Annotated in this window: 13 protein-coding genes and 1 tRNA gene; 5 read left to right on the top strand and 9 right to left on the bottom strand. The window is 69.7% G+C overall.

Annotated features, from left to right (window positions below; genetic code table 11):
- On the bottom strand, window positions 1-777 hold a 777-nt coding region (locus BLT23_RS39705; protein WP_245744604.1), incomplete at its 3' end, for a helix-turn-helix domain-containing protein.
- Between the two features lie 219 nt (window positions 778-996).
- Between BLT23_RS39705 and BLT23_RS39700 the strand changes: the two genes are divergently transcribed.
- Both BLT23_RS39700 and BLT23_RS39695 read left to right on the top strand, forming a co-directional pair.
- Window positions 997-1,260, top strand: a complete 264-nt coding sequence (locus BLT23_RS39700; RefSeq protein WP_245744603.1) for a hypothetical protein — start codon at window positions 997-999, stop codon at window positions 1,258-1,260.
- 13 nt (window positions 1,261-1,273) lie between these two features.
- Window positions 1,274-1,633, top strand: a complete 360-nt coding sequence (locus BLT23_RS39695) for a hypothetical protein (RefSeq protein WP_030480258.1) — start codon at window positions 1,274-1,276, stop codon at window positions 1,631-1,633.
- A 336-nt stretch (window positions 1,634-1,969) separates the two neighbouring features.
- Here the strand turns inward: BLT23_RS39695 and BLT23_RS39690 are convergent, their stop codons facing one another.
- Genes BLT23_RS39690 through BLT23_RS39680 form a run of 3 tightly spaced genes read right to left on the bottom strand, consistent with a single transcriptional unit; the run spans window position 1,970 to window position 5,200 of the window.
- A complete protein-coding gene (locus BLT23_RS39690; RefSeq protein WP_090060578.1) occupies window positions 1,970-2,752 on the bottom strand; it encodes an SDR family NAD(P)-dependent oxidoreductase in 783 nt (260 codons plus the stop codon).
- Entirely contained in the window at window positions 2,752-3,912 is a 1,161-nt protein-coding gene (locus BLT23_RS39685) for an MFS transporter (protein WP_090060580.1), read from the bottom strand. The genes BLT23_RS39690 and BLT23_RS39685 overlap by 1 nt, the downstream gene beginning before the upstream one ends.
- Window positions 3,913-3,952: 40 nt before the next feature.
- Window positions 3,953-5,200, bottom strand: a complete 1,248-nt coding sequence (locus BLT23_RS39680; RefSeq protein ID WP_090060576.1) for a GH1 family beta-glucosidase — start codon at window positions 5,198-5,200, stop codon at window positions 3,953-3,955.
- An 82-nt stretch (window positions 5,201-5,282) separates the two neighbouring features.
- Between BLT23_RS39680 and BLT23_RS39675 the strand changes: the two genes are divergently transcribed.
- A complete protein-coding gene (locus tag BLT23_RS39675; RefSeq protein ID WP_218134018.1) occupies window positions 5,283-5,927 on the top strand; it encodes a TetR/AcrR family transcriptional regulator in 645 nt (214 codons plus the stop codon).
- Here the strand turns inward: BLT23_RS39675 and BLT23_RS39670 are convergent.
- Window positions 5,924-7,105 carry an amino acid deaminase/aldolase gene (locus BLT23_RS39670; protein WP_090060572.1) on the bottom strand — a complete coding sequence of 394 codons (1,182 nt, stop codon included), beginning with the start codon at window positions 7,103-7,105 and terminating at the stop codon, window positions 5,924-5,926. The genes BLT23_RS39675 and BLT23_RS39670 overlap by 4 nt on opposite strands.
- 86 nt (window positions 7,106-7,191) lie before the next feature.
- Between BLT23_RS39670 and BLT23_RS39665 the strand changes: the two genes are divergently transcribed.
- Entirely contained in the window at window positions 7,192-8,475 is a 1,284-nt protein-coding gene (locus BLT23_RS39665) for a D-arabinono-1,4-lactone oxidase (RefSeq protein ID WP_090060570.1), read from the top strand.
- 235 nt (window positions 8,476-8,710) lie between these two features.
- Here the strand turns inward: BLT23_RS39665 and BLT23_RS39660 are convergent, their stop codons facing one another.
- From BLT23_RS39660 to BLT23_RS39645, 4 genes are all read right to left on the bottom strand, one after another.
- A complete protein-coding gene (locus tag BLT23_RS39660) occupies window positions 8,711-9,367 on the bottom strand; it encodes an NAD(P)H-binding protein (RefSeq protein ID WP_090060568.1) in 657 nt (218 codons plus the stop codon).
- 14 nt (window positions 9,368-9,381) lie between these two features.
- Complete coding sequence (locus tag BLT23_RS39655) at window positions 9,382-9,999, bottom strand: hypothetical protein (protein ID WP_090060566.1); 618 nt, start codon at window positions 9,997-9,999, stop codon at window positions 9,382-9,384.
- Window positions 10,000-10,293: 294 nt separating this feature from the next.
- A complete protein-coding gene (locus tag BLT23_RS39650) occupies window positions 10,294-11,100 on the bottom strand; it encodes an NADP-dependent oxidoreductase (RefSeq protein ID WP_090060565.1) in 807 nt (268 codons plus the stop codon).
- Window positions 11,101-11,216: 116 nt separating this feature from the next.
- A tRNA-Leu gene (locus BLT23_RS39645) sits at window positions 11,217-11,299 on the bottom strand.
- A gap of 117 nt (window positions 11,300-11,416) precedes the next feature.
- Between BLT23_RS39645 and BLT23_RS39640 the strand changes: the two genes are divergently transcribed.
- On the top strand, window positions 11,417-12,014 hold a 598-nt coding region (locus BLT23_RS39640), incomplete at its 3' end, for a DUF3662 domain-containing protein (protein ID WP_143036227.1).

Here is a 12,014-nt window from a genome sequence, read left to right as displayed (position 1 = left end):
GCCCATGCGGTAGAGGATGTTCGCCATCAGCGCCTCGTTCTCGCCCTGCTTGGCGAGGTCGAGCGCCTGGCCGAAGTGGTTGCGGGCGGAGTCCATCAGGCCCGTGTCGAACGACGTCCAGCCGGCGAGGTTGTGCAGGTCGGCCAGCGCGACGTAGAGGCGCTGGCGCACGATGTCCGTCGAGCTCGCACCGAGCATCTGCTGTCCCCAGGACAGCTGGGCGACCACGGCGTCGCGGCACGAACCGCCGCCGTACTGGTAGTCGAGGGCGCGCAACGCTCGCGTCGCCGCCTCGACCTGGCGCACATCGGTCATGCCGATGCGGCCCGGAGCCGGAGTCTGTGTGGGGTGGGAGACCCACGACCCGGAGTCCGCTCCGAACACGGCCGCGCCCACTGTCACGGCGGCGGCGTGCGCGAGGAACTTCCGACGCTTCACCGACTCGTCCTCCTCAGGATGGGGTGAGTCCGCGGTCGCGGCCACCCGTACTGCCGTTGTCTCGTCATAGGCGAGACCCATGTATCCACGTGGGACACCCAGGCCCATGGCGATCCTCGTCAGGACGTCGTAGGCCATGACCTGACGTCCCTTGAGGATCTCCGAGACCTCGGACTGCGACTGCCCGGTGAGCGCCGCGATCTGGCGCTGGGACACGCCGTGGCGGCGGAGCAGCCGGTACACCGAGCTGATCTCCCGCCGAGCCAACGCGTCCCGCATCTCCTGCTGGTCCCACACCTCGGCGGGAATAGGAGAGCCCTGGGAGCTCATGGTGTTCATCGCGCACCCTCACAGTCCGTTGGGCGTCATCGGCAGACTAGGGGCAGGTCCCCGAGCCCGAGAAGTCCTCTTCGGCGAGGCTGATCGGCCCTGCCGAACACCGCTTACCGCTCACCGTAAGAGTCCCACCGGTCAGCGCTGTGACGTCCCGTTCCGACATGAATCATCGCAATCTGGAGTCCGGTAAGCGAGTGAGCACGGAGAGGAACGGTCGATCAGATGGACAGCTCCTCCACGTACTCCACCTCCATTGTGGAGACGGGTGACACCGACTCCACATGGCGCGGCACGACCGGGCAGCGTCGGACGTGGCAGATCAGCTGCGGCGACGTGGTCGACCGGGACCGCCAGCTCACCGTCAAGGTGGTTCAGGGCCAAGTGGTACTGGTCGGACCCCCCGGTGAGACGGCAGTCTTGTCCTACGACCAGCTCGTACAGCTCAGGGCCGCGCTACGCGAAGCCGCCGACCAGGCGGAAAGGTGACGGTGACGTTTCGATGGACGCGATCCTCGGACAGGTTCTTCGCAACGCTGTGTGGGAACGCCTCGACCTGCTCACGGAGCTGGCGAGCCGCGCTGACGCCCCGTCCCTGCTGTCGGTGGCTCGATCCGAGCTCCCTCGGCTGACCGAGGGATGGCGTGCTCTGCTGGCAGCGCACGAGCCGGACGAGAAGGGCAACTGCCCCGAGTGCTCCGGCCGTTGGCGCCAGCAGAAGTCGCCGTGCTCGGTGTGGCGCGCCGCGTACGAACACCTGGTCGCGGGCGGTCTCGCCCCGCGCCCGGCTCGCCACCTGCGCGAGGCTCCGGTGACCCCTCCTGTCACCAGGTCCCGCCGCGCGGTGGCTCGAGCCCACTAACGGGCGTTTGCGACCGACCTGGCGTCCCCCCGACACGACCAGGTCTGCAAACCGCCTACTGACCGGTGGCCCGCGATGCGCGAACCCCCGACCGCGACATCGCGGGCCCCGGTCAGCTCACCCAACTCCACAGATTCCCGCGGGCCGGTGGCGTGCACCTTCCCTCCCCGACCGGCACCGGTCCGCGGTCACCAACCTCGGCCCTTGTCTGCACCTCCCGCGCAGGCGAGGGCCGATTCCATTCCGCTCCCCACGCGCCCCTTTTTTAGTACGCGGGGCCCCCGCGTACTCGTAGAGCGCACGAAAGCGCCCCGCGTGCTTGCCCCGAACGGGTGGTCAGCGGTGCGTGCCGGTCTTCCAGGCCAGGTACGAGGTGAGGCCGGGGAAGAGCCGGCCGGAGACCTCGAACGCCTTGAGCTGCCACGGGAACAGGTGCTCGGCACGTTCCTTCACCACGGCGTCGACGATCGCCTTCGCGCACCGCTCGGGCGTGACGGTCGGGATCATCAGCCGGGCGACCGCCGGGATCCGCTCCTCCGCGCCGGGGTTGTTGGTGAAGTACTCGCTGGAGACCTTGCCGGGCACGACCTCGCTCACGCCGACGCCGGTCCCCCGCAGGTCCTGCCGCAGCGAGGCGGTCAGGCCGCGCAGCGCCCAGCGCGCCGACTGGTAGCCGGCGCAGCCGGGGATCGCCAGGCGGGACACCGGCGAGTTGACGTTGACGATCCAGCCGGAACCGCGCGTCCGCATGGCGCCCAGGTACTCCCTGGTCAGCAGCAACGCCGCCACGTACGGCACCGCGGTCATCAGCCGCAGCTCGTCGGCGGAGGTGTCGTCGAGGAACAGCCAGCGGCCGACGCCCGCGTTGTTGACCAGCACGTCGGGGGCGGGCACCTCTTCGGCGAGCGCACGGATCTGTTCGGCGTCCGCGAGGTCCGCCACGTGCGCCGACGCCGAGCCGCCGGCGTCCTTGATCCGCTTGACCTGCTGGTCGAGCAGCTCGGCGCTCCTGGCCACGAGGTGGACGTGCGCACCGTGCCCGGCGAACCGGACCGCGGTGTCCGCCCCGATCCCCTGCGACGCCCCCGTGACCACGACCTTCTTGCCCGCCAGTTCCATCAGACCACCGATCGCACTCGACTCATCAACACCGCCGCCAGCGTCGTCGCCAGCGCCGAGACCGCGAACAGACCGCGGTAGCCCCCCAGGTTGGCCAAGATCACCGCGGCCAGCAAGGGAGCGATGACCTGCGGCAACGCGTTGGCGACGTTGAGCACGCCCAGGTCTTTCGCCCGGTCGGTCGCGGTCGGCAGCACCTGGGTGAGCAGTGCGATCGCGACGGCCCAGTAGATGCCGAAGCCGACGCCGAGCAGTGGCGCGGCGACCAGGGCGCTCGTCCACGTGGGCCACACGACCAGCAGCAACGCGGCGAGCGCCATCACCGCCGCGGCGAGGTGGACGTACGGCTTGCGCCGTCCGGTCCGGTCGCTCCGTGCGCCGAACAGCACCGCTCCTGCGGCGAGCGCGACACCGTAGAGCGCCATCAGCACCAGCAGACCGTCCTCAGGAGACGGGTGGTGGACGACGTCGCCGAGGAAGAAGAGGAGGTAGAGCGTCCCGAGCGCGTTGCCGAGGTTGATCATGAGATGACCGCACCACGCCCAGGCGAAGTCGGGGTGCTCACGCGGCGAGATCCAGAACGTCGGCGTGACCGGCTTCGCGACGAGCCGCGTGTCCGGCGTCCGGAAGACGAAGAACAGCGCGCCGGTCACCACGATGACCGCGCACGCCAGGTACCCGGCGGACAGGCCGCTGACCAGCAACGTCACCACGACGGCACCCATCACCGTGCCGAGCATCTGGCTGATGCCGATGAGTCCGCCGACCTGCGCCCGCTGCGCGACGGGCACCCGGTCGGGCACCGCGGAGGTGAGCGCGGCGAGCATCCCGCCGATGCCCGCCTGCACGAGACACCAGCCGATGGTCATGACCAGCACGGACGGCGCGTTGGCGAGCACGCCCAGCCCCACCGCGCCGACGGCGGCACCGCCGACGGTCCACGGGTGGCGGCGGCCGAACCGGGACGTGGTGCGGTCGCTCAGGAACCCGATCAACGGCACGACCAGCAGCGAGACCAGGGCGCCGACACCGGTGACGATGCCGAAGACCAGCTCCTTGTTCGCCTTGTCGAGCAGCTCGGCCTGCTGCGGCAGCAGCACCTGGATCGGCGCGTAGAGCGCGAGCCACAGCCCCAGGTTCGCGACGAACAGCCAGGCCATCCAGCCCCGCCGGACCCGGACGACCGGTTCGGCCAGCGCCTCACTCACCTCTGATCACCTTGCGGTACCAGTGGAACGAGTCGCGCGGCGTGCGGACCTGCGTCTCGTAGTCGACGTGGACCAGGCCGAAGCGCTGCGAGTACCCGGCCTCCCACTCGAAGTTGTCGAGCAGCGACCACACGAAGTACCCGGCGGCACCGGCCGCCCGCGCGGCCTTGAGGTGTTCGTCGAGGTAGGCGACGCGGTCGGTGTCGTGGACCTCGTCCGGGAAGCTGCATCCGCTCTCGGTCACGTACACCGGTGGCAGGTCCGGGTGCCGCTCGCGCAGCGACGAGATGACCTCGGTCAGCCCGGCGGGCACGACCGGCCAGCCGAACCCGGTGCGCGGGAACTCGTCGATCTCCACCAGCTCGAACGGCAGCGGGTTGCCCTCGGACGGCGCCTTGAGCCGCGTGGGGTTGTAGTAGTTGACGCCGTAGAAGTCGAGCGGCTGGTGGATGACCCGCAGGTCACCGTCCTGGACCGGCAGCAGGTCGGCGACTGCGTCGGGATATCGGCCCGACAGAAGTGGGTCCGCGTACAACCAGTTGTGGATTTCGCTGTACGACTCGGCGGCTGCTACGTCACCGGGGGTCGCGGGCCACGCTGGCGTGTGGTTGTTGGCCGTGCCCACCGCCCGCGCGCCGTGACCGCGGAGCACCTCGACGGCGCGGCCGTGGGCGAGGTTGAGGTGGTGCGCGGTGGGCAACGCGTCGAAGAGCAGCGTCTTGCCGGGGGCGTGCTCGCCGATCGCGTAGCCCTGCAACGTCACCATCGCGGGTTCGTTGACCGGGATCCACATCTCGACCCGGTCGGCCAGACGGTCGGCGACGAGCGCGGTGTAGTCGGCGAACCGGTCGGCGATGTCCCTGCCGAGCCAGCCGCCCTCCTCTTCCAGGGCGAGCGGCGTGTCCCAGTGGTACAACGTGACGACCGGAGCGATGCCCGCTTCCACCAGCGCGTCCACGAGGCGGTCGTAGAAGTCGAGCCCTTCGGTGTTGGCGGGTCCCTTGCCGGTGGGCTGGATCCTCGGCCACGCGATCGAGAACCGGTACGCGTTCACGCCGAGCCGCGTCATGAGCGCGACGTCCTCACGCCACCGGTGGTAGTGGTCGCACGCAACGGAAGCGTTGTCGTTGTCGTGTACCGGAGTGAACTCGTCCCACACGGAGGGGCCGCGGCCGCCGGCGTCGAACGCGCCCTCGATCTGGAACGCGGACGTGGACACTCCCCACAGGAAGCCGCTCATCGACCCTCCAAATGTGAAACTTGTTCGGATCGTAGGCGTGTTCGCTGGTTCAGGGAAGTGAAAGCGCCGTGCAGCAGGCAAGATGGAAGAACCCGAACCACTGGGAGTCGCCGTGACGAGCACCACCCCCCTTCGCCGTCAGCCCGTTCAGCAGCGCAGCGCCAAAAGAGTCGAGCGCATGCTCGAGGCGTGCGCGACCCTCATCGACGAGGTGGGCTACGACGGCGTCACCACGACGCTCATCGCGGAGAGGGCGGGTGTGGCGGTCGGTTCGCTGTACCAGTTCTTCCCCGACAAGAGAGCCGTCGTGCAGGCGCTGACCCTGCGCAACGTCGACAGGTTCTCCCAGGGCATCACCACGAAGCTCGAGCAGGCGACCCTCGAGCACTGGTGGGACGCCGTGGACACGGTGTTCGACGTCTACGTGACGATGCACCGCGAGATCCCCGCGTTCGGGAAGCTGCACTTCGGCGACGTCGTGGACATGCGCCTGCTCGACGACCGCCGCGACAACAACGCCGTCATCTCGGACAAGATCGCCGAGCTGATCGCGGAGAAGTTCGGCATCCCGATGGGCGAGGTCGGCCTGCCGATCGCGATCGCCGTCGAGGCGGCGGACGCCGTGCTCAAGATGGCGTTCCGCAACAACCCCAACGGCGACCCCGCGATCCTGGGCGAAGCGAAGGCGCTGGTCAGGGGCTACCTGTCGTCACGCCTCCCGGCCTAGCCGAAGTTGCGGCGCTCACCGCGGTAGGTGGGCACCGTGCGTTCGATCCGGTCCCCCCGCACCAGGTGCACCTCGTCGAAGCGTTCGAACAGCTCCCCCGCCTTGGCGTGCCTCATCCAGACCCTGTCACCGATCTTGAGCTGCTCGGCGGCCTTGCCGGTGACCGGCGTCTGCACCTCGCCCGCACCCTCCAGGCCGAGCGTCTTCAGGCCCTCCGGCAGGTACGGCGACGGCTGGCGGTCGGGCGTGGGCGTGCCGGACGCGATGTAGCCACCGGCGAACAGCGTCGCGGTGCGCTTGGTCGGCTTGCGCACGACCGGTAGCGCGAACAGCGCGGCCGGGTCCGGCTTGAACGACTGGTAGGCGTCGAAGAGCGTCGGTCCGAACAGGCCGCTGCCCGCCGCCAGCTCGGTGACGGACGGGTCGGTCGCGGTCAGCTCCAGGCTGCCGGTGCCGCCGCCGTTGACGAACTCCAGGTCGGCGACCTGACGGACAGCGGCGACGACGGCCGTGCGCCGTTCGATCAGCTCCGGGCCGGACCTGCCCTGGATGAACCGGATGCCGAGCGCGCGGAACGGCTGTCCCGGCGGGTTGTCGCCGAGTCCCGCGATCTGGCCCTCGTAGGCCATGACCCCGACGAGCCGGAAGCCGGAGCGGCGGGTGATGTCCGCGGCGAGCGAGCGGGCCTGCGACACGGTGTGGACCGACGAGCGGCGCGGGCCGATGTGGACACCCGGCAACGGCCGCCACGACACGTCGAGCTCCAGGCAGACCCGGATGTCGGCGTGCGGGCCGATCGCCGCGTCGACGAGGTCGAGGTGCTCCAGCGAGTCCACCATGATCGTGACGCGCTGCCGGGCGACCTCGTTCGCGGCGAGCTTCTGCAGCGCGGCGCGGTCGGCGGTCGGGTAGGCGACGAGCAGGTCCTCGCTGACGTTCTGCTCGGACAGCCACAGCGCCTCGGCGAGCGAGTAGCACATGACCCCGGCGAACCCGGGGCGTTCGAGCGCCCGGCACACCAGGTCGCGCACGCGGATCGACTTGCTCGCCACCCGGATCGGGTGGCCGGCGGCACGACGGGCGAGGTCCGCCGCGTTGTGGTCGAAGGCGGCGAGGTCGACTATCGCGAACGGAGGATCCAGGTCCTTCGTCGCGGCGTCGAGTCGGGTTCTGCGCATGGTCTGACGGTACGTCGTGAACCCTTGAAACGTGAAGAGCTTTCACTTACGTTACTCGCAGGTCACACCTTTCTCCGGAGGTTCGCGTGTGGACGAACTGGGCCAAGACGGCGTCCTGCACCCCCAAGCGCGTCCTCCACCCGGCAGGCGCGGACGAGATCTCCGCCGCCGTCACCTCGGGCGGCCGGGTTCGGGTGCGCGGCAGCGGCCACTCGTTCAACGACATCGCCGTGGCCCCCGAGACCGCCATCGACCTCGACCGCTGGACGGGCATCGTCCGCGCGGACACCGAGACCGGCCTGGTGACGGTCCGCTCCGGCACTCCCCTGCACGTCCTCAACGCCGACCTGCACCGCCTCGGCCTCGCCATGCCGAACCTCGGCGACATCGACGCCCAGACCGTGGCCGGCGCCCTCTCCACCTCCACCCACGGCACCGGCGCGAAGCTCGGCGTCCTCGCCACCGCGATCGAGTCGCTGGAGCTGGTCCTCGCCGACGGTTCGATCGCCACCTGCTCCCGTTCCGAACGCCCCGACCTCTTCGACGCCGCCCGCGTCGGCCTCGGCGCGCTCGGCGTGATCAGCACCGTGACGCTGCGCTGCGTGCCGTCGTTCGTGCTGCACGCCTGGGAAGGACCGGGCCGCCTCGACGCCGTCCTGGAGCAGTTCGACGACCTGTGCGCCGTCGAGGACCACGTCGAGTTCCACTGGTTCACCCACTCCGACCGCGTGATCCTCAAGCGCAACAACAGGATCGGCGAACCCGCGCGCCCGCTGTCGAAGCTGCGGCAGACGTGGGAGTACGAGGTGATGGAGAACGCCGCGTTCGGCGCGGTGTGCAAGGTGGCGAAGACCTTCCCCCGCCACACCAGGCGCCTCAACGAGCTCTGCGGCGCACTGATCTCCGAACGGTCCTATTCGGACTACTCGCACAACGTCTTCGTGACGCCGCGGCGCGTCCGGTTCACCGAGACCGAGTTCTCGATCCCCCGCGAGTCGCTCCTGGACGTCATCGCCGAGCTGCGCGCCGTCGCGAACAAGATGGGCGACCGCGACGCGCTGATCGTGCCGTGCGAGGTGCGCGTGGCACAGGCGGACGACATCTGGCTGTCGACGGCGAACGGCCGCGACACCGCGTACATCTCGATGCACCAGGCGCTCGGCATGCCCTACAAGGCGTTCTTCGACGCCTACGCGCGCATCGCCGCGTCCGTCGGCGGACGCCCGCACTGGGGCAAGATGCACGACCTGACCGCGACCGAGCTGCGCCCGCTGTACCCGCACTTCGACGACTTCCTGCGGGTGCGCGACGAGGTCGACCCCGGCCGCACGTTCGGCAACGCCTACCTGGAGCGCGTGCTCGGCGCTTAGCCCGTCCCGCGAGTGTGCCTGAGCGTCGCGCCAGAGGCTCTGTCCACCGCTCCCCGCCCACCCGTCCGCGTGTCATCCGACCAGCGGTCGCCGCCTCCTCTGCGTGACGTGGCTTTAGTACGCGGGGGCCCCGCGTACTAGTGGAAGGTACGTAGGGCCCCCGCGTTCCCGGCGGGAAACGGACGAGAGGGGTGAGCGGGGTGGGGGGTTGCGGACAGTGCTGCTGGAAGCTTGCTCAGAGAATCGCGTGTACGGCCTCGGCGACCGGCGTCTCGCCGTTCGTCAGCTCCAGCGTCTTGCCGATCGTGCCGGGAGCGTTGAGCAGCTCCGCGATCACCGCGGCGACGTCCGCTCGCGTGACGGACCCCCTCGGCAGCTTCGGTGCGGCCAGCGTGACCAGGCCGGTGGGCGGGTCGTTCACCAGCTGACCCGGCCGCAGGATCGTCCAGTCGAGGTCGCGCGGCCTCAGGTCGTCCTCCGCGAGCTTCTTCGCCTTGAGGTACGCGGCGAAGTCCTCCGGCACGTCCGGCGAGTCGGCTGCCTCGATGCCCACCGAGGACACCTGCACGAACCTCCGCACCCCCGCCTCGACGGCGGCGGAGGCGAACAGGGCGGCTGCCCCGTAGTCCACTGTGTCCTTGCGGGCTGCTCCCGAACCCGCCCCGGCGCCGGCGGCGAACACCGCCGCGTCGGCACCGTTCAGGTAGGAGGCGACCGAGTCCAGGTCGGCGGACTCCAGGTCGCACAGCACCGGAACAGCTCCGGCGGACTGCACATCGCTGAAATGATCGGGGTTGCGGACCAGAGCTGTGGCGGCGTCCCCACGGGTGGCCAGCTGCTGCTCCAGAAGCAGCGCGATCTGCCCGTGTCCGCCGGCTACGACTACTCGCATGGTCCGACGGTAGATCAGGAAGCGGTGGCCAGCACCTGCGCGTAGACGAGCTCGTTCACCCAACGGGTGATGGCGGTGTCCTCGGCGGGGACGCTCTCCTGGCGGCCGGTCACGTCGACCGAGAGGTCCTTCTCGTCGTCGGCCAGCAGCACCGAGACGCCGTAGCGGCGGACACGGGGCAGGCAGTTCGCCAGGTAGTCGTGCGAGAACGCGACGGACTCCGGCAGGACGGCCGCGGCGTTGCCGTAGCGGGCGAAGGGAACCGCGGACGCGAGCGCGGTGCGCCAGTGGCGGGCGACGGCCAGGACGCCGACGATGCGGACGGCGGCGGGCGGGACGCGGCCTTCCATCTCCGGCCACACCCACGTGGAGACGGTGGTCTTGTCGGCCTCGGGAGCGGCACCCACGCACACGCGCTCGGCGTGGGCGTCGGCCAGCAGCTCGGCCACGACGACGACCTTGCGGCCCATGAGCACCATCTCGGGGAGGGCGACACCCTGCCAGCCCAGGCGGATCGCCGCCGCTGCCGCCAGCTCCTCGACGGACGCGGGCAGTTCCGGGACCGGGACCGGGGTCGTCGACAGACCGTTCGAGCTGTCGAGGGCCGCGATCCTTGCTGGGGTGCTGCTCACGCCAGTGCCTCCTCGTCACCCGCGGCGGGCGATCCGCCGCGTTTCGACTCGTGCTCCGGATAATGAGTAGCAGCAAGCACGCGGCCCGCTCCCGGGTCACAGGGCCCCCTGCGATCGACGGCGCCGACCGGTCGGTGACCGGTCGAAGCAGGCCGCGGGGAGTTCGGTCCTACGGTGCTGCCGTCTGGGTGACGCTGCGCCGGATGGACGTACCAAAAGCCCTGGTCGAACCGGGTGCATCACGCGTGGCTGCAATTCACCGCACGGTGGTGGGCGGCACCGTTCGCCGACCGTTCACCGCGCCAGAACGACCACCTGCATGACGATCACTGTCTTACCCGGACCTCGACCAGCGAAAACATCGGCCGCCTCGCGCAACGGCACGCGGCGGGCGATCGGCACCTCCAGCTCGCCGGCCAGCACCATCGCGGCGAGCCGCTCCAGGTCCTCCCGCGATCCCTTCATGCCGAAGTTCTGCGACGGGTCGGCGGAGACGTAGTTGGTGTTGAACGCCAGCGGCGCGTAGCGCGCGTTCGCCTCGAACGACGAGCGGTCGGTGCTCACGAGGTCGATGAGCGCGTCGGCCTCGACGAGAGAGTCGCCACGGCGGATCGGGATCACCCGCTTGCCTGCCGCCTCGGCGAGCTGGACGGTGAACGACCCCACGCCGCCGGACGCACCGACGACCAGGACGCTCCTCGCGTCCCCGAGCGCCTCGACCAACTGCAGCGCCGTCATCCCGGCGGTCGGCAGCGCGGCGGCGACGGCGGGGTCGAGCCCGTCCGGGATCGGGGCGAGCGCGTTGCCCTCCGGAACTGTGACGTACTCGGCATAGGTGCCGACGCCGACGGGCTTGTGGAAGAACGTTCCGAAAATTCTCTCCCCGGACCCTTCCACCACTCCCGCACCATCGGTTCCGGGAACCAGCGGGAAGCGGTGTTCCGCCGAGCCGCGGAACATTCCACCGACGACTTTCCGGTCGAACGGGTTCACGCTCGCGGCGAGGAGCCGCACGGCGAGCTCACCCGGCCCCGGCTCGGGCCGCGGCAGCTCCACGACCTCCAGCTCCGCACCGAAGTCGGCCGCTGCCAGCGCCCACATGCTCGCCCCCCGAACGAGTGACAGACATCACCTGTTGGATCAACGAATCCGATCCTGCCGATCAACGAAAGAACCCCCCTCGCGATTCCGCGAGAGGGGTTCCTTCTGTCTTTCGATGGGCAAGGGGGGAGTTGAACCCCCACGTCCTTTCGGACACACGGACCTGAACCGTGCGCGTCTGCCATTCCGCCACTTGCCCCTGGAGACGTTGAGAACACTAGCACGCGTCCAAACCAGGTTCCTAATCGCCCCCTGTAGGCGTCCCCGCGCCCGGATACGATCGGGGTGGGAGCCCGTCCGAGCGGAAGGAGTCGACATGGGTCTGCAACGCTTCGAGCGCAAGCTCGAGGGCCTGGTCGGCAACAGCTTCGCGCGCGTGTTCGGAGGCAGTGTCGTGCACCAAGAGGTGGCACAGGCACTGCAACGGGAGGGTGAGAGCAACATCCGCGAGCTCGCGGGTGGCAGACTGCTAGCCCCCAACCACTACAAAGTGTTGCTCGGCGCCCAGGACCACGAGCGTCTTGCGGGCGACGAGCAGGATGAACTACGCATCACCCAGCTACTCGCAGAGGGCCTGCGAGCGCACCTGGCCGAGTCCGGATGGGATACCTATGGTGACGTCGTAGTCTCCCTGGAGCGCTCCGAGGCGCTGCACACCGGACAGTTCCGAACCAGCTCGTCCGTCGACCCCGACGTGAAAGCGGCCAGCCGACGGTCAGCACCACCTCGCACCGCAGGAGACCGATCCATGAGCCAGCCTCCCGGCTACGGACAAGGACAGGGCCAGCCCGGCCAGGACCCTTATGGTCAGGGCGGCTACGGCCAGCAGGGCTACGACCAGGGTTACGGCCAGCAGGGCTACGGCCAGCCTCAGCCCGGCGGGTACGACCAGGGTTACGGCCAGCAAGGCGGCT

It is taken from the genome of Lentzea fradiae (assembly GCF_900100955.1).
GTDB lineage: Bacteria > Actinomycetota > Actinomycetes > Mycobacteriales > Pseudonocardiaceae > Lentzea > Lentzea fradiae.
The sequence above is the reverse complement of the archived record's forward strand: the minus strand, read 5'-3'. Positions and strand labels throughout refer to the sequence as shown.

Excerpts from the sequence above, each read along its gene's own strand:
- BLT23_RS39700 (WP_245744603.1), top strand. The coding sequence starts at position 997 with ATGGACAGCTCCTCCACGTACTCCACCTCCATTGTGGAGACGGGTGAC.
- BLT23_RS39695 (WP_030480258.1), top strand. The coding sequence starts at position 1,274 with ATGGACGCGATCCTCGGACAGGTTCTTCGCAACGCTGTGTGGGAACGC.
- BLT23_RS39690 (WP_090060578.1), bottom strand. The coding sequence starts at position 2,752 with ATGGAACTGGCGGGCAAGAAGGTCGTGGTCACGGGGGCGTCGCAGGGG.
- BLT23_RS39685 (WP_090060580.1), bottom strand. The coding sequence starts at position 3,912 with ATGGCCTGGCTGTTCGTCGCGAACCTGGGGCTGTGGCTCGCGCTCTAC.
- BLT23_RS39680 (WP_090060576.1), bottom strand. The coding sequence starts at position 5,200 with ATGAGCGGCTTCCTGTGGGGAGTGTCCACGTCCGCGTTCCAGATCGAG.
- BLT23_RS39675 (WP_218134018.1), top strand. The coding sequence starts at position 5,283 with ATGGAAGAACCCGAACCACTGGGAGTCGCCGTGACGAGCACCACCCCC.
- BLT23_RS39670 (WP_090060572.1), bottom strand. The coding sequence starts at position 7,105 with ATGCGCAGAACCCGACTCGACGCCGCGACGAAGGACCTGGATCCTCCG.
- BLT23_RS39660 (WP_090060568.1), bottom strand. The coding sequence starts at position 9,367 with ATGCGAGTAGTCGTAGCCGGCGGACACGGGCAGATCGCGCTGCTTCTG.
- BLT23_RS39650 (WP_090060565.1), bottom strand. The coding sequence starts at position 11,100 with ATGTGGGCGCTGGCAGCGGCCGACTTCGGTGCGGAGCTGGAGGTCGTG.